Genomic DNA, 17,949 nt, shown 5'->3' on the forward strand with positions numbered 1-17,949 from the left:
ATTATGAAAAAGTCCATCATTATGGCCATCCTTTTGGGAGTAGCCATTTCTTGCGGAAAAAAAGAAATTCCAGCAGATACCATAGAAGAGACGAATACTACTACACAGGTAGAAAATACGGAGGTAGCCGTAAATCCGAATGAAGAATCACTTGCTAAAGCAAAAGCGAATCCACTTACCCATGTCGTTTTGGCACAGAGCCATTATGATTTTGGTAAAATTAATAAGGGAGATAAGGTAGATCATGCCTTTGAGATTACTAATACAGGAGATCAGCCGCTTATCATTACAGAGGTAAAACCTGCATGTGGATGTACTGCTCCTAGCTTTACTAAAGACCCTATTCTTCCAGGGCAAAAAGGAGAAGTGGTACTTAGTTTTGATTCTTCTTCTTTTGATGGGGTAGTAAACAAATCTGCTGAGGTCTTTGCAAATGTAGAAAATGCCCCTATCGTACTTTCTTTCTCTGCTGAAATCCAACCTAAATAATAGAAAAAATGAAAATGACAATATTACAAGCGGCACCTCCACAAGATGGAGGAATGACTATGCTCCTCATGATGGTAGCCATGTTTGCAGGTTTTTATTTTCTTATGATTCGTCCACAAATGAAAAGACAAAAACAAGAGAAAAAATTCCAGCAAGACCTTAAAATAGGACAAAGAGTGGTTACCACTTCTGGACTTCATGGGAGAGTAGCTCAGATTCAAGACGATGGTGTGGTAATAGAAACGCTATCAGGAAAATTGAAGTTTGAACATGCTGCTATTTCGAGGGAATTTACACAAAATAGATTTCCTGATACCACAGAGTCTAAAGAAACGAAATAATATTTTACCAAAACCAAAGAATAAAGGCTATCCGATAAGGATAGCCTTTATCTATTAAAAATCTTAGAATATTTCATGAATCCGTTTATCGCCCAAAGACATGTGTAATATAGAGATTTCAAGGTGCTGAATTTCATATGCTTCTTATACACTAAATATTGGTCTTTTACAATGGACTGTTTCTTTCTGCTTATACTATTACTGTGCATTCTATATTTAGCCAATGTTTTGGGGTAGGGTAATCCCTGAGGGATTTTTTTTAATACTTCTAGCCACATTACATGGTCTTCTCTTTTGGTTCCTGTAGGGAAGTATATTTTCCCGATTCTTTTGCATGAATACATGCTGCTCAGAAGAGATAGTCTGCAAGTTTTTAGTAGATTATTAAAAGTAACCACCTTATCTGCCTTAAAATCTCCAATGGTAGGGTTCATGTTTTCATCGCATCGAGAATAATTACAGTAAGCCAGCTCTGCATGGTTTTCCGTCATGAAATTCGTCATTTCCTCCAGAAAAGTAGGATGCCAATAATCATCTGCATCAATGAAAGTAATAAAATCTCCTGTAGCCTCTTTTAGAGCTTCATTCCTTGCGTTTCCTGCCCCTAGATTTTTTTTAGAATAGAGTACTTTTACCCTTGGATCTTGAATTTTTGCTAAAATCTCTCTTGAGGCATCCGTGGAGCCATCATCACAGATAATCCATTCCCAGTCCGCAAAAGTTTGATTGGTTACAGAGGTAACGGTTTCGGGAAGAAATTTCTCACAGTTATAGCTTGGAGTAATGATGGAAATCTTAGGCATAGCTTGTATTTTTGCAAAGGTAAGGCAATATTTCTTGGAAATATATACTCAGCTCCTTATAAATCATAAAAAAATCCGAGCCTAAATTACTCAGATTTTCTCTTTTTTCAAACTTTATTTTGTAGTGTGAATAGTTATTTTTATTCTTTTTCCGCTTTTTATATCAGTAACATGCGTAGAAGCCGTCCCTCCATCTTGAAGTGCTGTAATTTCTAAATATTCTTTGTCCTTACTGAGATTTATTATGGCTACTTGAAGGTTTTGAGTGTAGTTATAGTTCCCATTTCCAGAAAGGATTCTAATTTTTTCTGTTTTTCCCCTTTTCACAGAAATTTCTGTTTTTTCCAGAGAAAATTCCTTTAAAGATATTGCTCCTATCTCGGAGTTTTCCGTTTCTTTGTTTATTCTATCATCATCTCTATTACAACTTATCATTGTAACTCCTGAAACAACCATCATGGTGGATAGTAGCATTTTTTTAATCATATACTTTACTTTAAATTTAAACATTGGTCTATACGGACAAATAATATGCCAATAGTAGGAAACTAAATGTTATACTGTTCGGGTTTTATCATCACTTTTACGCACATCTTTTTTCGGTGATGTGTTACTCTTTAAGCGTCTTGCCGCTTGATTTTTTTTATTTAATTGAGAGTAATAATAAAACAGCCAATCAGCTAATAAAGCATAGTGAATCTCTTTTGGCTACTAACTGCTCTTGAAAATAGCTATCTTTATGAATATTTTTTTATAGTTTTGTTCGTGGTTTGAAAAGAAATGTTTACTTTTAACCCAAATTTAGTTCAAGATGAAAAAAACGGTATATTTATTTGTATTGTCATTTCTGATGACGATGTTGTTTTCTTGTAGAGAAGAAACTTCTAATGCAGAAAACTTCTCTGTCATAGGTACTTGGAAGCCAGTGAAAGAGGTGGTTACCCAAGTGGATTTACAGAATACCGCAGTTTCTGAGCTATATACCTTGGATGATTGTCAGCAAGGTACCCGTTATACTTTTAACGCTGATTTTTCAGGAAGATTAGTGAAGAAATCTAAAAGACATGACACTTGTGTAGAAGATTTTGATACACCGTTTAATTATCAATTAAGTGGAGATGGGAAATTTAGTATGCAGTCTATTTATACAGATCATCAAGAGGGAGATATCGCGTTTCATAATGCTAATGTGATGAATCTTAAAATCGTTACTCAAAACGAAGAAACTAAAGTGATTACTACTATTGTAACCACGCTCCATAGAGTAGAATAGTTATTTTTTTTTCATAATTAGTAATTTTTAGTGATTAGGATTGCCTTAGATTTTTTTCTAAGGCAATTTTTTTGAAGCCTATAGACCGCCAAGATTTGAGATGCCAAAAATTTTGTCAATAAGAAAATACATTGTACTTTTGCATCAGAAAAACAAAGAGGAAAAATTTGACTGATTGCAACCTCATGAAAAAATGCTAAAACAGAATTCTCTTCGTTACGCAATCAGGCATTCTTCCACCATTAAAAAAAAGATTATGCCTTATTTATTTACCTCAGAATCCGTTTCTGAAGGACATCCAGACAAAATAGCTGACCAAATTTCAGACGCACTGATTGATCATTTCTTAGCGTATGACCCTAATTCAAAAGTAGCTTGTGAAACGCTCGTTACCACAGGACAGGTGGTGCTGGCAGGAGAAGTAAAATCAGAAGCCTATTTAGATGTGCAATCCATTGCCAGAGAAGTAATTAATAAAATAGGTTACACCAAAGGGGAATATATGTTTAATGGAGATTCTTGTGGAGTGATTTCTGCTATTCATGAACAATCTCCTGACATTAACCAAGGTGTGGACAGAGCTGTGGAAAATGAAGACTTTGAAACCCGTGCTAATAGCCAAGGGGCGGGAGACCAAGGGATGATGTTTGGATACGCAACAAATGAAACGGAAAACTATATGCCACTGGCATTAGACTTAGCACATACTATTCTCAAAGAGCTTTCCATATTGAGAAAAACAGGAGAAATAGATTATCTGAGACCAGATGCTAAATCTCAGGTTACTATAGAGTACTCTGATGACCATAAACCCGTGAGAATAGATAGCATAGTGATTTCTACGCAACATGACGAATTTGCAGATGAAGCAACGATGCTTAAAAAAATTAAAAAAGATATTATAGAAATCCTCATTCCAAGGGTAAAATCAACACTAAAGCCCGAAATTCAGGTACTCTTTACAGAGGATATAAAGTATCACATTAATCCTACGGGGAAATTTGTGATTGGAGGTCCTCATGGAGATACAGGTCTTACGGGAAGAAAAATCATTGTAGATACCTACGGAGGAAAAGGGGCACACGGAGGAGGAGCCTTTTCGGGAAAAGACCCTTCTAAAGTGGATAGAAGTGCTGCGTATGCTACAAGACATATTGCTAAAAATCTAGTAGCAGCAGGAGTAGCAGATGAGGTATTGGTGCAAGTTTCTTACGCTATTGGGGTGGCAGAGCCTTGCGGCGTGTATGTAAATACTTATGGCACTTCCAAAGTGGATAAGAATGATGGTGAGATAGCCAATATCGTAAAAGGTTTATTTGACCTTAGGCCGTATGCTATTGAAAAGAGCCTAAAATTGAGAAATCCTATTTACCAAGAGACAGCAGCGTATGGGCATATGGGGAGGACGCATTTCGTGGCAGATAAAACTTTCAATAAGGGTACGAAAGAGGAGCGTACCATTAAAGATTTAGAGTTTTTCACTTGGGAAAAACTAGACCGAATAGAGGATATCAAAAAGGCTTTTCAGCTGTAAATGAATATTCAAAACCAACTGCTTCATTGTTTAACATGGGGCAGTTGTATTATTTTTTTTCAAAAAATATTCTTATGAAAAAACACTTTTTATGGTACTCTTTTTTCTTTTTATTATTGGGTACATCTACTTTGTTTGCACAGAAATATACTGCACATTATTTGGTCAATGCAGGATATACTTACCATAAAAACTACCATGGTGGTGAGCTGGGTGGAAGGGTGCTATTGCTGAAAGAAGATGATATCGCATACAGATTGGGGGTCTCCGCTTTGATGGGAAAGTATGATGGTACCTTTACCGTAATGCCTAAGGGCAGTGCAGATATTTTATTTAATTATCAAAAAGGGAGGGATATTTCGCATGCTGTATATTATGTTGCGGGGGTAGATGCTACTACCCATTTTATCACCCCAAAAGTAGGGGCTGCATTATTGGGGCTTCTTGAAATAGATTTGGGGTATATGTTTCCTTATAATAGCAGAGCCCATCTCCCAAAAGGTTTTACTATGAATTTGGGGTTATCTATCCCCTTGGTGGTGTTTGAGTAATTTTAATTTAAGGAGATTTCATTGCATTTTTTGGGTCAATAGTTCAATATCTCGGAGGTTCTTCGGTTTCTTTTTTTTTGAAATTCCAATGTGGTTATCCTAAATGATGACAGGTGCTTTAGGTTGCTTAAACCTTTTGTGAAAGTTTAAATGATAATTGATTTGAACGAATGGATGGCCTTTATTTTCAATTTGTTCAAGGTTAAAATATTTTCCCATAACATACTATAAAAAACCGTAATTTTGTGGAATGAGTGTAGCACAATTTATTTTACAATATTTGGCTGAAAACGGAAAGGCGAAGGTACCTCACTTCGGTGTGTTCACATTAAAGAAAACAGAAGCCGCCTTTGATGAGGCTACCAAAATATTTTCTCCTCCCGCTCAGCAAATTTGCTTTCATGCTGATTATCGTACAGAAGGAAGTGGGCTTATCAGAGCCTTTGCTTCACAAAATAATTTGGATACGAAGGTCGCTGAAGAGTTTTTCTCTGAAACGATAGATGTTTGGAAGACAAAACTCTATCATGGCGAAACTTTGGTCATAGAAAAATTAGGCAGATTTATCCGGGTAGGAGATGAAATTATCCTGCAAGGTGAAAAAATAGTAAAAAACAATCCTGATTTTTATGGTCTTGAAACCATTAACCTCAGTGGGTTAGAGCATAAAAGAAAGAGTACCACATCTAAGCGTACCATTTGGGTGCTAATCACCCTTCTCATTATTCTTATTTTAGGGATAGTGGCAATGACCCAACCTGAAATTATTTTCGGCAAAAAATCCAATATTTCTACAGAGCCAGCCTCTAAAACCGTTCAAAAATAAATTTATACTTTAATGAAACCTAAGAAAGCTTCAGAGTCACTTACGGTGATGACCAATATTGTACTTCCTAATGAAACCAATTCTCTCAGAAATCTTTTCGGAGGAGAACTCCTTGCCAGAATGGACCGCTGTGCTTCCATTTCTGCCACTAGGCATTGTGCCAGAAGGGTGGTTACCGCTTCGGTAAACCATGTGTCATTTAATCATCCTATTCCTGAAGGAGGGATCGTAATTTTAGAATCCAAAGTTTCTAGAGCCTTCTCTACATCCATGGAGGTTTATGTAGATGTTTGGTTAGATGACCCTATTAAAGGAGAAAAAATTCATACCAATGAAGGGATTTATACTTTCGTAGCGGTAGATGAATATAATAAGCCATTATCTATTCCTGAGATGATACCAGAAACTGATTTGGAAAAAGAGAGACATGCGGCGGCACTCCGAAGAAAAGAACTATCCCTTATCCTATCAGGAAGAATGTCTGCTAAAGAATCTGTGGAACTGAGAAAATTATTTGAAGATTAACAATGAAAATCTTACAGTTGGATAGTAATCACCATGTTTTAAAAAACCGATTGGAACAGCATGGGTGTATTGTGGAAGATGATTTTCATTCGGATTATCAGTCTGTGCTTGATAAAATTAATGATTATCAAGGAATTATTATTCGTAGTAGAATTCCTATAGATGAAAATTTTTTGCTCAATAGTAATTTGAAATTCATCGCTAGGGTAGGTGCCGGAATGGAAAATATCCATATAGAAACGGCTAAACTAAAAGGCATTACACTGATTAATTCTCCTGAGGGCAACAGAGATGCGGTAGCAGAACATGTTTTGGGAATGTTGCTTTTGCTTGTACATCGTTTGGAAATAGCTTCCCATGAAGTGAAAAATGGAATTTGGCTCAGAGAAGAAAACCGTGGAGACGAACTTATGGGGAAGACGGTGGGGATTATCGGTTATGGTAATATGGGAAAAGCTACGGCAAAAAGATGCTCTGGCTTCGGGTGTAAAGTGATATTTCATGATATTCTTCCTCATCTAGAGGATGCGTATGCTACACAAGTGGATATGGAAACGCTGTATAGCCAAGCGGATATTGTGAGTCTTCATGTCCCGCTTACTGAATCTACACACTATTTAGTAGATGAAAACTTCATTGCCAAGATGAAAAAACCTTTCTACCTCATTAATACTGCAAGAGGGAAAAATGTAAAAACCAGTGCGGTAGCATCTGCTTTAAAATCGGGGAAAATAAAGGCTGTGGGGCTTGATGTTTTGGAATATGAAAAATCTTCTTTTGAAAATTTAGACCACCTATCCGAAGAGTTACAATATCTTCTTTCTTCCGAAAAAGCACTTATCACTCCTCATATTGCAGGGTGGACGCATCAGAGTAAAATAAAAATGGCAGAAATCATCGCTGAAAAAATCATTGACCAGCTGGGAGAGTGATGATGGATGCTGTATCTTTCTTTTGTACTCATCCATATTTAAGAAGATCATAGGATTCTATCAGGATTATTCTTAAGGAATGCTTTCCATGAATTTCCTTTTTTGAGCTTAGATAGCGGGGACGATTGGGCGAAATGGTGAGTAACCGCTACGGCAAGTCCATCTGTGGCATCTAGAGTAGCAGTGGGGAAATCTTTCAGTTGTAACAGATGGAGGAGCATACCCGCTACTTGTTCTTTACTTGCATTTCCATTTCCTGTGATGGCTTGTTTTATTTCTTTAGGAGAATATTCTGTAATGGGGATATCTCTATAGAGACTAGCCGCCATGGCCACCCCTTGGGCTCTCCCTAATTTCAGCATGCTCTGAACATTTTTTCCAAAAAAAGGAGCCTCTAAGGCTACCTCGTCAGGGAGATATTCATCAATGAGAGCAAGGGTTTTATCAAAGATGTACTTGAGTTTGGTGGCATGGTTAGGGTATTTTTTCAGTATTAATTCATGGATGGCGATGAGCTTAATATCATTTCTTTGAATCGAAATAATACCAAAGCCCATCACAGTAGTGCCAGGGTCTATTCCGAGAATGATTTTTTCTTTTTCCATACCACAAATATGTACATTTGGATTGGTAGAAAAAAATAATGGTCATATTTTTTTGCATTTCGTAAAAAAAATGTACCTTTGCACACCCGTTAGGGGAGAATTATGTTTAATCGTTAAATACAAAAAGTGTGAATACTTTAAGTTACAAAACTGTATCAGCAAACAAAGCTACCGCTAATAAAGAATGGGTTGTGGTAGATGCTGAAGGACAGCCGTTAGGAAGATTGGCTTCTACGGTTGCTAAGATTTTGAGAGGTAAGCACAAAACGAACTTTACTCCGCATGTAGACTGTGGAGATAATGTAATCGTTTTGAATGCAGGAAAGATTACTCTTTCTGGGAACAAGTGGAATGACAAGACCTATATCTGGCATACAGGATATCCTGGTGGACAGAAGTCTCAGACTGCTGCGGAATTATTGAAGAAAGATCCGCTTAAAGTACTTGAGAAATCTGTGAAAGGAATGTTGCCTAAAAACAGATTAGGTGCTGCAATTCTTAAAAACCTTTATCTTTATGAAGGTACAGAGCATAAGCATGAAGCTCAGCAGCCAAAAACCATTAATGTAACCGAATTTAAATAATCTAAGGTATGTCAACAGTTCATAAAATAGGAAGAAGAAAAACTTCCGTTGCAAGAGTTTATGCAAAGCCAGGAAGTGGTGCAATCACTATTAATGGTAGAGATGTAAAGGAATATTTCGGTACAGATGTTTTGGTATATAAAGTAAACCAACCATTCATCCTTACAGAAACAGTAGGAGCGTATGATGTTACTGTAAATGTATTCGGTGGAGGAATTACTGGTCAAGCAGAAGCGATCAGATTAGGAATTTCAAGAGCACTTTGTGAAATCAATGCAGAATTCAGATTGGCATTGAAACCACACGGATTGCTTACAAGAGATTCTAGAATGGTAGAAAGAAAGAAACCAGGACAGAAGAAAGCAAGAAAGAGATTCCAATTCTCTAAGCGTTAAAAATGCTTTAAGCCCTATGCTTTATGCAATAGGCTTATTCCAAAAAACAATTTTAAACCGCTTGACAGCTTAAAGCTTATTGCTTGAAGCCTAAAGCTAATAACAATTTGCCCGTTATGTTTAGCACCCAAACTTTACTCCCACTCATCGTAAAGTTGATTGCCAAAAAAGCGGAAAGTAAACTAACATTTAATTAAAATCATGGCAAAAGCAAATGTTAAAGACCTCCTAGAGGCAGGTGTACACTTTGGTCACATGACGAGAAAGTGGAACCCAAATATGGCTCCATACATCTTTATGGAGAAAAATGGTATTCACATCATTGATTTACATAAAACCGCTGTAAAATTAGATGACGCTTGTGTAGCATTAGAAAAATTAACTTCTGCTGGTAAGAAAGTACTTTTTGTAGCAACTAAAAAGCAAGCAAAAGAAATCGTAGCAAAGCACGCTTCTGAACTTAACATGCCATACATTACAGAAAGATGGCCAGGAGGTATGCTTACCAACTTCGTTACTATCCGTAAGGCGGTAAAGAAGATGAACGCTATCGATAAAATGAAGAAAGATGGTACTTTTGAGACGCTTTCTAAGAAAGAAAGACTTCAGGTAGATAGACAAAGAGCAAACCTTGAGAAAAACTTAGGTTCTATCGCTGACATGGTGCGTCTTCCATCTGCTATCTTTGTAGTAGATATCTTGAGAGAGCACATCGCTGTAACAGAAGCTAAGAAATTAGGTATTCCTGTATTCGCTATCGTAGATACGAACTCTGACCCAAGAAAAGTAGATTTCGTAATTCCAGGTAACGATGATGCTTCTAAATCTATAGATATGATTCTTTCAGTAGTTTCTGACTCTATTAAAGAGGGATTGTCTCAAAGAAAAGCAGAAAAAGAAAAAGCAAAAGATGCTGAAAAAGTTTCTGAAGATAAAGATGCTTAATCTTTTATAAAATCAAAAGCCACCTGAAAAGGTGGCTTTTTTTGTGGTGAATAGAGGAAAAAAGTTTTTATCAGATTATATTCCCCATTTCTATCTTTGCTTATTTTTTGCTTCTATACTTAGTGTAGCATGGGGTACTGCTCTCAGTCTTTCCTTAGGGATAAGATTACCTGTTACACGGCAAATCCCATAGGTTTTATTTTCTATTCGGATGAGGGCATTACGCAAATCTCTCAGGAATTTTTCTTGCCTTCCTGCTAAAATGGCATTCTGTTCCTTACTGAGCGTTTCAGCTCCTTCTTCAAAGGCCTTAAAGGTAGGAGAAGTATCATCTGTACCATTATTTTGGTCATTAATGAAGCTTTCATTAATTCTCGCCAAATCCATTTCTGCTTTCTCTATTTTTTGCTGAATAAGTTCTTTAAACTCTTGCAAATCAGTGTCACTATATCTTTGTCTTTCAGTACTCATAATTGTATTCTTTAGTAAAATGGTTTTTTATTTCATTGGAGTTAGCAATTTTTATTCCAACTCCTTATCTAGGTAATGAAGATATTAAAACTTTCTGAAAATGACAGAAAATAAGCCGATTTTATTCTATAATTTTTTAACTATTCCTTGTTTTTTAACCAAATAAAAAAACCGCCGTTTTACACGGCGGTTTTCTCTATTAAGATTTCTTTTGAATCATTATTTGTTAATTTCTACTAAGACTTTAAATTTCACTTCATCTATTTCTATCTCATTGGCATCCGACAATGATGTTACGAATGTGATATTATCTGAAAGCACTTCTGCTGAAATATAAGCTTCGTTGCTTGTGAGTTCTTTTTTGAAAGGATTCTCTTCTTCCAGCTGAATGGAAATTCTATCCGTCAAATCAAAATCTTTATCTTTTCTTAAATTTTGAATTCGGTTGATGAACTCCCTTGCAATACCTTCAGATTTTAGCTCTTCCGTTATTGTTAAGTCCAAAGCTACTGTAGTTTTTCCTTCGCTGGCTACCGTCCAACCGGGGATATCTTTCGCTGATATTTCTACATCGTTAAGCGTAATTTCGTGTCCTGCTACTGTGGTTTTTCCTTCTTTCTCTAAAGCTGAAATTTGCTCTCCTGTGAAATTCTGAATTTCTGTAGCTACGGCTTTCATATCTTTCCCCAATCTCGCACCTAATGTTTTGAAATTAGGTTTAATTTGTTTTACGATAAGGTCAGCGGCTTCTTCTGTATTGATAAGATGAAGTTCCTTTACATTTACTTCTTGTTTAATGAGTTCCGCAACCGCTAAAATTTGTTCTTCCGTTTTTTTGTCCAATACTGGAATCATCACTTTTTGTAAAGGCTGTCTTACCTTGATGTTTTCTTTCTTTCTGAGAGAGAATACCATAGAAGTAATAGTTTGGGCCAAGTGTGTTTTTTCTACCAATGCGGTATCTATTTGGCTTTCGTCCACTACAGGGAAATCAGTGAGGTGTACGCTTTCTGCTTGGTCTTTCCCAGTTACGGCGTTCAAATCTTGGTATAGTTTGTCCATGAAGAATGGAGCAATAGGAGCAGAAATTTTTGCTACGGTTTCCAAGCAAGTGTAAAGCGTTTGGTACGCCGAAATTTTATCCTCTGTATAATCCCCTTTCCAGAAACGGCGACGACAAAGTCTCACATACCAATTACTCAAATTGTCATTTACAAAAGTATTGATGGCTCTTGCCACTTTGGTAGGCTCATAATCGTTGTAATATTCCGTTACTTCTTTTACTAAAAGATTCAGTTCGGAAAGAATCCAACGGTCAATTTCTGGTCTGTTCTCAATGTCTTTTTCTACATATTTGAAGCCATCTACATTGGCATACAAGGCAAAGAATGAATAGGTATTGTAGAGTGTTCCGAAGAATTTACGGCGAACTTCGTCTATGCCATCTACATCGAACTTCAGGTTTTCCCAAGGCATAGCATTGGAAATCATGTACCAACGCGTAGCATCAGGGCCATATTTTGCCAATGTCTCAAATGGATCCACGGCATTCCCCAATCGTTTAGACATTTTTTGTCCGTTTTTATCGAGAACCAATCCGTTAGACATCACATTTTTATAAGCAATAGAATCAAAAACAGTCGTCCCAATCGCGTGAAGCGTGTAGAACCAACCACGCGTTTGGTCCACACCCTCCGCAATGAAATCTGCAGGGAAAGCTTTGTTGTTATCTACTAAATCTTTGTTTTCAAAAGGGTAGTGTAGCTGAGCGTAAGGCATCGCTCCAGAGTCAAACCATACATCGATGAGGTCACTCTCGCGTTTCATTGGTTTACCGCTGTCTGAAACCAAAATAATTTCATCTACAATGTTCTTGTGTAAATCTATTTTAGCATAATTTTCTTCAGACATGTTGCCCACTTTAAAGCCTTCAAAAGGATTTTGGGACATCAATCCCGCTTGGATAGACTTTTGAATTTCGGTTACCAATTCTTCTACGGAACCAATGATTTTTTCTTCTTTCAAATCCTCACTTCTCCAGATTGGCAACGGGATGCCCCAATATCTGGAACGAGATAAATTCCAATCGTTTACATTTTCCAGCCAGTTAGCGAAACGCCCTTCTCCTGTAGCTTTTGGTTTCCAGTTAATTTCTTTGTTTAAATTAATAAGTCGGTCTCTCACCGCAGTCATTTTCACAAACCAAGAATCTAGCGGGTAGTAAAGTACTGGTTTATCCGTTCTCCAGCAGTGTGGATAGGAGTGAGCGTATTTCTCTACCTTAAAGGCTTTATTTTCAGTTTTTAAAAGAATAGCGAGTTCTACATCCCAAGATTTTTCAGGGGCATCGCTATCGTAATATTCATTTTTAATGTATTTTCCACCGAAAGTTTCAGGAACATTTTCACCTTTTACGAATTTCCCTTGTAAATCTACCAATGGTACAAGGTTATCGTTTTCATCTTTGATGAGCATAGGTGGAATGCCGTTTTCTTTAGCTACACGAGCGTCATCGGCACCAAAAGTAGGGGCAATATGTACTATTCCCGTTCCGTCTTCCGTAGTTACGAAATCTCCTACGATAACGCGGAATGCTTGGTCTGCATTTTCCGCAGGACTGAACCAAGGGATAAGCTGTTCGTATTCCGTTCCTGCTAAATCACTACCTTTAAATTCGGCAAGGATTTGGTAAGGAATAGTTTTGCTTTCACTGGTATAATGAGCAAAATCTTCTTCAGTTCCTATAGTATATTTTTTACCAAAGTTTTTCTCTAAAAGAACTTTCGCTAAGATAATATTTATCGGCTCAAAAGTATATTGATTGAAAGTTTTTACCAAAACATAATCAATGTCTTTACCTACGGCTAAAGCGGTATTAGAAGGTAAAGTCCAAGGGGTAGTGGTCCAGGCTAAAATGGAGATGGGCTGCTGGTTGTTAGTTTCTTGGTCAAATTCTTTCCAATGATTAACCCCACCACAAGTTTCATTTTCTAAATTGATGTTTCCTGCATTGAGTTTATTGCTTAGAGCAGGAGAGCGCTTTTTTACCTTAAACTGTGCTACGATGGTGGTATCGCTCACATCGCGGTAAGTTCCAGGTTGGTTCAGCTCGTGGGAGGAGAGTCCTGTTCCTGCTTTTGGAGAATATGGCTGAATGGTATAGCCTTTATAAAGCAAATCTTTATTGTAAAGCTGTTTCAGAAGCCACCATACAGACTCCATATATTTCGGTTGGTAGGTGATATAAGGATTGTCCAAATCTACCCAATAACCAATTTTTTCAGTAAGGTCATTCCAAACATCGGTATAGCGCATCACGGCGTTTTTACAAGCCTGGTTGTATTCTTCTACCGAGATTTTTTTACCGATGTCTTCTTTGGTAATTCCCAGTTCTTTTTCCACGCCCAGCTCCACAGGAAGTCCGTGTGTGTCCCAACCTGCCTTGCGAAACACTTGCTTCCCATTCTGAGTTTGGAAACGGCAGAAAATATCTTTTAAGGCTCTTGCCATGACATGGTGGATACCGGGCATTCCGTTGGCAGAAGGTGGTCCTTCATAGAACACAAATTCGGGGTGTCCTTCTCGGGTTTCTACGGATTTTTTGAAAGTATCATTTTCTTTCCAAAATTGAGCTATTTGTTCCGAAACATGGATTAAATCAAGGGATTTATATTCGTTGAACTTTGACATTGGGTTCATTTTTATTTTTTTATTCAAATTTTTGCGAAGATAAGAGTTTTTAGTTGATTATACTAAAAAACAAGGTTTTCAATGGTAAGGCAAGCTTAGAAATTCTTCTGATGTGTGATGGGGTATCTGGTAGTGAGTGCTGTGGTGGTTCATCTTTCAGCGTTTTCTTCACACTTACCCCACAGGGTATCTTTTTCAGGGACGGGTGCGATGACGGTCATCGGAGTTTTAGTAACGGGGTGGATGAATTCCAGTTTTCTGGCATGTAGGGAAATGCCACCGTCGGGGTTAGAACGCGGAGCTCCGTATTTGAGGTCACCTTTGATAGGAACGCCTATTTTGGAGAGTTGGGCTCTTATTTGGTGATGTCTTCCTGTTTCTAGATTGATTTCCAGTAACTGATAATGATCCAGCACTTGGATAATGGTATAGGAAAGGATGGCTTCTTTTGCTCCTTGGGCAGCGGAAGGAAAGACGATGGCTTTGTTATTTTTCTCATTTTTTTTGAGATAATGCACTAGCCGTTGCTGCTGAGGAATCATTTCTTTGGGAACTATGGCCCAATAGGTTTTCTTGATTTCTCTATTTTTCACCATCTGAGTAAGCCGAGAGAGGGCTTTGGAAGTTTTGGCATAAATCACCAATCCCGAAGTGGGTCTGTCTATTCTATGTACGAGCCCTAGAAATACATTGCCTGGTTTTTGGTCTCTTTTTTTGATAAAGTTTTTGAGTACATCCAGTAGGGAAGCATCGCCGGTTTTATCGCCTTGTACCAGCTGTCCCACTTTTTTATTAATGATTAGGAGGTGATTGTCTTCGTAGATGATTTGTGATTCCATAGTAGCTTTATTCCTTGGGTGCAAAAGTACGATGTTTTTTATAAGCAGGAAGCAGTGTTTTTTGTTTTATATTTGATAGGCTAGCTGTGACTTGTCTTAATTTTTTAAATAAAAAAACTGTTCCCAATAATGGAAACAGTTTTTCTGAAAATGTTTATCGTTTATCCTCTATACCGAACTCACGCCATAGTTCCTGAGGAACCCCCATTTTAATGTATTTTTTAAGATGAGCGTAGGTGTTCTCTATCTGGGCGATGTAGCTATCCAGCTCAGCGGTTTTTTCTTTGAGCAATGCTTTTAGTTTTTCTTGTTCCACATTGGCTTGTACTGCTCTTTGTTGTGCGGTATTGAGTTGGTCTTTTAGTTCAGAAGTTACCCCTACAGGTAAATTCCCTTCTCTCTTATTAACTGCTTCTACTAATAATTGTGCTGAAGTGCAGAGTTCAGCGAAAGATTTTCTAGCCATAATTTTATATTTTTAATTATCGTTTGGCTAAGATAATGATTTTTTTTCAATAAATTATCTTGTGCTTTGAATAATCTATCTTGTGTATTCCTTGCACTAGATGAATAATTTAAAAATCTATCTTGTGTACCTTTTGCACAAGGTGGTGTATTCATAGCACAAGATAGGAAATTCAATAGTACATCTTGTGTAGGACTTGCACGAGCTTGTGCATTCATTGCACAAGATAGAAAATCAGATAGTACACCTTATGTGTTAGATTGTATGGGAGGGATTGTAGCTTTTCGTCTTTAATAACTTTCTGCTTCGTTTGGGAAGTTTTTTTCTTTTCTCACTTTGTATATCCAATGATTATTTTTATTTTTGCTAAAAATTTAAACATTAATCAAAATGAAAAAGTTATTACTTTCGACATTGGTAGCGATGTCTTTCGTGGCGTGTGATAGAGATTCGGACTCTCCTATCGTTGGAACTTGGAAAATTTCTAAAGAGAATGTATATGATGGAAAGACAAATGCACTCCTGATAAGTCAAGATGTTGCTCCTTGTGAAAATAAAAACACTATACAATTTTTTAATGACGGAAAGCTACAAAGTCATACTTTCGAAGAGCTCAATGGAGTATGTGAAGATATGGGAACAGATCAAGGTACATATACATATAATGCCAATACGAAAATGCTACGAATGGAAACTCCTGTTGGAACCTTTACTGATGAAGTTTTAAAACTTACTGACACAGAGCTTGAAGTTGCTGATGATACGGGCGGTGAGGACTTCAATGGTGATGGAGTGAATGACAGGTATACTTTATTATTTACCCGTGTCAACTAAAATAAAAAATGCCTGAGAGATTTTCTCGGGCATTTTCTTATATCTTATAGTCTAATTTTTAATAACTTTCCGCTTCGTTTGGGAAGTTTTTTTCTTTTACATCTTTTACATATTGAGCGATGGCTCCTGTGATTTCAGCATACAGATGAAGGTATTTTCTAAGGAATTTTGGGGCAAAGCCGTCATTCATGCCCACCATATCATGATACACCAGTACTTGCCCATCACAATCCACTCCTGCTCCAATACCAATGGTAGGGATACGAAGGCTTTCGGTAACTTGTTTCGCAAGAGCAGCGGGGATTTTTTCTAGTACCAAGCCAAAGCAGCCTATTTCCTGTAAAAGCTGTGCGTCTTGCAGTAGTTTTTGGGCTTCGGCATCCTCTTTTGCTCTCAGACCATAACCGCCCAATTGGTTTACGCTTTGAGGGGTGAGCCCTAAGTGTCCCATGACGGGTATTCCTGCATCTACTATCTTTTTAATGGAATCGGCCACCTCTGCACCGCCTTCTAGCTTGATGGCATTGGCTTCTGTTTCTTTCATGATTCTGATGGCAGATTCTAAGGCTTTTTCGGGGTTGCTCTGGTAAGTTCCGAAAGGTAAATCCACGATGACCAATGCTCTCTGTACGCCTCGTACCACGGACTGTGCGTGATAAATCATTTGGTCTAGCGTGATGGGAAGGGTAGTGGCATACCCTGCCATGACATTGGCTGCAGAATCTCCCACTAGTATAGTGTCCACGCCTCCTGCATCTACCATCCTTGCAGTGGTAAAATCATAGGCGGTAAGCATGGAGATTTTCTCCCCTTTTGCTTTCATTTTGAGTAGGGAAGTGGTGGTTACTTTTTTTATTTCAGAGTGGATAGACATTTTTTAATTTAAAGATTAAAAAGATTAAAAAGATTAAAAAGATTAAAAAGATTAAAAAGATTAAAAAGATTAAAAAGATGGTTTAAATTTTCTGAACTTTGTACAATCAAGCAGGAAACCGCGAAGCCATACGCATAAGTCTTTGTACTTTATACTTTGTACATGGTACAATATACTAAACATGTCCTAGCTTCATAAGCTTTTCTCGGTCTATGATTTTGATGTTTCTTCCTTCGGTCTCGATGATTTTATCGGATTTAAATTCAGAGATGAGTCTTATGGCGGATTCCGTAGCGGTACCGATGAGGTTGGCTATTTCTTCTCTGGTGAGGGTGATTTTAATGAATCCCTCAGGGTCAGTACCCAGTTTTTGCTCTAAGGTGAGGAGCATCTCTGCCAGTCTTTCTCTTACGGTTTTTTGGGCAAGGAAGGTAATGGTATCACAGCTTTCCCCCAGTTCGTAGGCGATTTTTTTGAGCATCTCAAAAGCCAAAGATTTATCCTCTTGGAGGAGTTCTACGAAGAGGTCTGAAGGGATTTTAAGTGCTTCTACTTCGGTAAGTGCTTCGGCTTTGGCACGGAAAGATTCTCCACAGAGTAGGGAACGATAACCGATGAGGTCTCCTTCGGTAATGAATCTTAGGATTTGTTCTTTTTTATAAGCTCCTACTTTAGAAAGTTTAGCGGTTCCACTCTTAATGATATATACTGCTTCAGGACTTTCTTTTTCGTCAAAAAGATGTTCTCCTTTATTGTATTTTATGGATACTTTATGCTCTTTTACCCTTTTTAATAAGCATTCTGGAATGCGGTGCTCAAGCGAGCTTTCATCAAAAAATGAAATAAAATCATCACTGGGTTTCATTATGGTTTCCTGCATATCGGTACTGTGTCATGATATTTATCAGCAAAAGTAATGGTTTTTGTAGCCATTGGCAAAGTATTTTATCATAATTTTGTCTTTTTATTTCT

22 protein-coding genes are annotated in these 17,949 nt (G+C 37.4%); 12 read left to right on the forward strand and 10 right to left on the reverse strand.

Annotated elements, in window-relative coordinates; all coding sequences use genetic code 11:
- The first annotated feature begins 3 nt into the window (after nt 1-3).
- Entirely contained in the window at nt 4-489 is a 486-nt protein-coding gene (locus HMPREF9699_RS02805; RefSeq protein ID WP_002662256.1) for a DUF1573 domain-containing protein, read from the forward strand.
- An 8-nt stretch (nt 490-497) separates the two neighbouring features.
- A complete protein-coding gene (gene yajC / locus HMPREF9699_RS02810) occupies nt 498-830 on the forward strand; it encodes a preprotein translocase subunit YajC (protein ID WP_002662257.1) in 333 nt (110 codons plus the stop codon).
- A 47-nt stretch (nt 831-877) separates the two neighbouring features.
- Here the strand turns inward: yajC and HMPREF9699_RS02815 are convergent, their stop codons facing one another.
- Nucleotides 878-1,633 (reverse strand): glycosyltransferase family 2 protein, encoded by a 756-nt coding sequence (locus HMPREF9699_RS02815; protein ID WP_002662259.1) that lies wholly within the window; start codon nt 1,631-1,633, stop codon nt 878-880.
- A 114-nt stretch (nt 1,634-1,747) separates the two neighbouring features.
- A complete protein-coding gene (locus HMPREF9699_RS02820) occupies nt 1,748-2,107 on the reverse strand; it encodes a hypothetical protein (protein WP_245946080.1) in 360 nt (119 codons plus the stop codon).
- A 337-nt stretch (nt 2,108-2,444) separates the two neighbouring features.
- Between HMPREF9699_RS02820 and HMPREF9699_RS02825 the strand changes: the two genes are divergently transcribed.
- The 6 genes from HMPREF9699_RS02825 (at nt 2,445) to HMPREF9699_RS02850 (ending at nt 7,274) form a co-directional block, all read left to right on the forward strand.
- On the forward strand, nt 2,445-2,906 hold the full coding sequence (locus HMPREF9699_RS02825) for a lipocalin family protein (protein WP_002662263.1): 462 nt from the start codon (nt 2,445-2,447) through the stop codon (nt 2,904-2,906).
- Nucleotides 2,907-3,162: 256 nt separating this feature from the next.
- Nucleotides 3,163-4,440: a methionine adenosyltransferase gene (gene metK, locus HMPREF9699_RS02830; protein WP_002662265.1), complete on the forward strand. Its 1,278-nt coding sequence runs from the start codon at nt 3,163-3,165 to the stop codon at nt 4,438-4,440.
- A 74-nt stretch (nt 4,441-4,514) separates the two neighbouring features.
- Nucleotides 4,515-4,991 (forward strand): hypothetical protein, encoded by a 477-nt coding sequence (locus tag HMPREF9699_RS02835; protein WP_002662267.1) that lies wholly within the window; start codon nt 4,515-4,517, stop codon nt 4,989-4,991.
- A gap of 250 nt (nt 4,992-5,241) precedes the next feature.
- A complete protein-coding gene (locus HMPREF9699_RS02840) occupies nt 5,242-5,817 on the forward strand; it encodes an HU domain-containing protein (protein WP_002662268.1) in 576 nt (191 codons plus the stop codon).
- A gap of 12 nt (nt 5,818-5,829) precedes the next feature.
- Nucleotides 5,830-6,342 (forward strand): acyl-CoA thioesterase, encoded by a 513-nt coding sequence (locus tag HMPREF9699_RS02845; RefSeq protein WP_002662270.1) that lies wholly within the window; start codon nt 5,830-5,832, stop codon nt 6,340-6,342.
- 2 nt (nt 6,343-6,344) lie between these two features.
- Nucleotides 6,345-7,274, forward strand: coding sequence for an NAD(P)-dependent oxidoreductase (locus tag HMPREF9699_RS02850; RefSeq protein WP_002662271.1), 930 nt, complete (start codon nt 6,345-6,347; stop codon nt 7,272-7,274).
- 47 nt (nt 7,275-7,321) lie between these two features.
- Here the strand turns inward: HMPREF9699_RS02850 and ruvC are convergent, their stop codons facing one another.
- On the reverse strand, nt 7,322-7,879 hold the full coding sequence (gene ruvC / locus HMPREF9699_RS02855) for a crossover junction endodeoxyribonuclease RuvC (protein ID WP_002662272.1): 558 nt from the start codon (nt 7,877-7,879) through the stop codon (nt 7,322-7,324).
- Nucleotides 7,880-8,007: 128 nt separating this feature from the next.
- Between ruvC and rplM the strand changes: the two genes are divergently transcribed.
- From rplM to rpsB, 3 genes are all read left to right on the forward strand, one after another.
- Nucleotides 8,008-8,463 carry a 50S ribosomal protein L13 gene (rplM, locus tag HMPREF9699_RS02860; RefSeq protein ID WP_002662273.1) on the forward strand — a complete coding sequence of 152 codons (456 nt, stop codon included), beginning with the start codon at nt 8,008-8,010 and terminating at the stop codon, nt 8,461-8,463.
- Between the two features lie 8 nt (nt 8,464-8,471).
- Nucleotides 8,472-8,858 (forward strand): 30S ribosomal protein S9, encoded by a 387-nt coding sequence (gene rpsI, locus HMPREF9699_RS02865; RefSeq protein WP_002662274.1) that lies wholly within the window; start codon nt 8,472-8,474, stop codon nt 8,856-8,858.
- 201 nt (nt 8,859-9,059) lie between these two features.
- On the forward strand, nt 9,060-9,803 hold the full coding sequence (rpsB, locus tag HMPREF9699_RS02870) for a 30S ribosomal protein S2 (RefSeq protein ID WP_002662275.1): 744 nt from the start codon (nt 9,060-9,062) through the stop codon (nt 9,801-9,803).
- A gap of 90 nt (nt 9,804-9,893) precedes the next feature.
- On the opposite strand, the gene HMPREF9699_RS02875 is transcribed toward rpsB, so the two are convergent.
- The 5 genes from HMPREF9699_RS02875 to HMPREF9699_RS11285 all read right to left on the reverse strand — a co-directional run bounded on the left by HMPREF9699_RS02875 (nt 9,894) and on the right by HMPREF9699_RS11285 (nt 15,487).
- Nucleotides 9,894-10,274, reverse strand: a complete 381-nt coding sequence (locus HMPREF9699_RS02875) for a TraR/DksA family transcriptional regulator (protein ID WP_002662276.1) — start codon at nt 10,272-10,274, stop codon at nt 9,894-9,896.
- A gap of 219 nt (nt 10,275-10,493) precedes the next feature.
- Entirely contained in the window at nt 10,494-13,964 is a 3,471-nt protein-coding gene (gene ileS / locus HMPREF9699_RS02880; protein ID WP_002662277.1) for an isoleucine--tRNA ligase, read from the reverse strand.
- 149 nt (nt 13,965-14,113) lie between these two features.
- A complete protein-coding gene (locus HMPREF9699_RS02885; RefSeq protein WP_002662278.1) occupies nt 14,114-14,803 on the reverse strand; it encodes an RluA family pseudouridine synthase in 690 nt (229 codons plus the stop codon).
- A gap of 154 nt (nt 14,804-14,957) precedes the next feature.
- Nucleotides 14,958-15,269 carry a hypothetical protein gene (locus HMPREF9699_RS02890; protein ID WP_002662279.1) on the reverse strand — a complete coding sequence of 104 codons (312 nt, stop codon included), beginning with the start codon at nt 15,267-15,269 and terminating at the stop codon, nt 14,958-14,960.
- Entirely contained in the window at nt 15,221-15,487 is a 267-nt protein-coding gene (locus HMPREF9699_RS11285) for a hypothetical protein (protein WP_002662280.1), read from the reverse strand. Before HMPREF9699_RS11285 ends, HMPREF9699_RS02890 begins: the two co-directional genes overlap by 49 nt.
- A 172-nt stretch (nt 15,488-15,659) precedes the next feature.
- Here HMPREF9699_RS11285 and HMPREF9699_RS02895 point away from each other — a divergent pair, with 172 nt between their 5' ends.
- Nucleotides 15,660-16,103, forward strand: a complete 444-nt coding sequence (locus HMPREF9699_RS02895; RefSeq protein WP_002662282.1) for a lipocalin-like domain-containing protein — start codon at nt 15,660-15,662, stop codon at nt 16,101-16,103.
- Between the two features lie 58 nt (nt 16,104-16,161).
- Here HMPREF9699_RS02895 and panB read toward each other — a convergent pair whose 3' ends face one another.
- On the reverse strand, nt 16,162-16,977 hold the full coding sequence (gene panB, locus HMPREF9699_RS02900; protein WP_002662283.1) for a 3-methyl-2-oxobutanoate hydroxymethyltransferase: 816 nt from the start codon (nt 16,975-16,977) through the stop codon (nt 16,162-16,164).
- Between the two features lie 175 nt (nt 16,978-17,152).
- Nucleotides 17,153-17,857, reverse strand: a complete 705-nt coding sequence (locus HMPREF9699_RS02905) for a Crp/Fnr family transcriptional regulator (RefSeq protein WP_051008191.1) — start codon at nt 17,855-17,857, stop codon at nt 17,153-17,155.
- Between the last annotated feature and the right edge of the window lie 92 nt (nt 17,858-17,949).

This window comes from Bergeyella zoohelcum ATCC 43767 (assembly GCF_000301075.1).
In the GTDB taxonomy this organism is placed as follows: domain Bacteria; phylum Bacteroidota; class Bacteroidia; order Flavobacteriales; family Weeksellaceae; genus Bergeyella; species Bergeyella zoohelcum.

Bases quoted from the DNA above. Each gene is read 5' to 3' on its own strand.
- HMPREF9699_RS02805 (WP_002662256.1), top strand. From the start codon at position 4: ATGAAAAAGTCCATCATTATGGCCATCCTTTTGGGAGTAGCCATTTCT.
- yajC (WP_002662257.1), top strand. From the start codon at position 498: ATGAAAATGACAATATTACAAGCGGCACCTCCACAAGATGGAGGAATG.
- HMPREF9699_RS02815 (WP_002662259.1), bottom strand. From the start codon at position 1,633: ATGCCTAAGATTTCCATCATTACTCCAAGCTATAACTGTGAGAAATTT.
- HMPREF9699_RS02820 (WP_245946080.1), bottom strand. From the start codon at position 2,107: ATGCTACTATCCACCATGATGGTTGTTTCAGGAGTTACAATGATAAGT.
- HMPREF9699_RS02825 (WP_002662263.1), top strand. From the start codon at position 2,445: ATGAAAAAAACGGTATATTTATTTGTATTGTCATTTCTGATGACGATG.
- metK (WP_002662265.1), top strand. From the start codon at position 3,163: ATGCCTTATTTATTTACCTCAGAATCCGTTTCTGAAGGACATCCAGAC.
- HMPREF9699_RS02835 (WP_002662267.1), top strand. From the start codon at position 4,515: ATGAAAAAACACTTTTTATGGTACTCTTTTTTCTTTTTATTATTGGGT.
- HMPREF9699_RS02840 (WP_002662268.1), top strand. From the start codon at position 5,242: ATGAGTGTAGCACAATTTATTTTACAATATTTGGCTGAAAACGGAAAG.
- HMPREF9699_RS02845 (WP_002662270.1), top strand. From the start codon at position 5,830: ATGAAACCTAAGAAAGCTTCAGAGTCACTTACGGTGATGACCAATATT.
- HMPREF9699_RS02850 (WP_002662271.1), top strand. From the start codon at position 6,345: ATGAAAATCTTACAGTTGGATAGTAATCACCATGTTTTAAAAAACCGA.
- ruvC (WP_002662272.1), bottom strand. From the start codon at position 7,879: ATGGAAAAAGAAAAAATCATTCTCGGAATAGACCCTGGCACTACTGTG.
- rpsI (WP_002662274.1), top strand. From the start codon at position 8,472: ATGTCAACAGTTCATAAAATAGGAAGAAGAAAAACTTCCGTTGCAAGA.
- rpsB (WP_002662275.1), top strand. From the start codon at position 9,060: ATGGCAAAAGCAAATGTTAAAGACCTCCTAGAGGCAGGTGTACACTTT.
- HMPREF9699_RS02875 (WP_002662276.1), bottom strand. From the start codon at position 10,274: ATGAGTACTGAAAGACAAAGATATAGTGACACTGATTTGCAAGAGTTT.
- ileS (WP_002662277.1), bottom strand. From the start codon at position 13,964: ATGTCAAAGTTCAACGAATATAAATCCCTTGATTTAATCCATGTTTCG.
- HMPREF9699_RS02885 (WP_002662278.1), bottom strand. From the start codon at position 14,803: ATGGAATCACAAATCATCTACGAAGACAATCACCTCCTAATCATTAAT.
- HMPREF9699_RS02890 (WP_002662279.1), bottom strand. From the start codon at position 15,269: ATGGCTAGAAAATCTTTCGCTGAACTCTGCACTTCAGCACAATTATTA.
- HMPREF9699_RS11285 (WP_002662280.1), bottom strand. From the start codon at position 15,487: ATGAATGCACAAGCTCGTGCAAGTCCTACACAAGATGTACTATTGAAT.
- HMPREF9699_RS02895 (WP_002662282.1), top strand. From the start codon at position 15,660: ATGAAAAAGTTATTACTTTCGACATTGGTAGCGATGTCTTTCGTGGCG.
- panB (WP_002662283.1), bottom strand. From the start codon at position 16,977: ATGTCTATCCACTCTGAAATAAAAAAAGTAACCACCACTTCCCTACTC.
- HMPREF9699_RS02905 (WP_051008191.1), bottom strand. From the start codon at position 17,857: ATGCAGGAAACCATAATGAAACCCAGTGATGATTTTATTTCATTTTTT.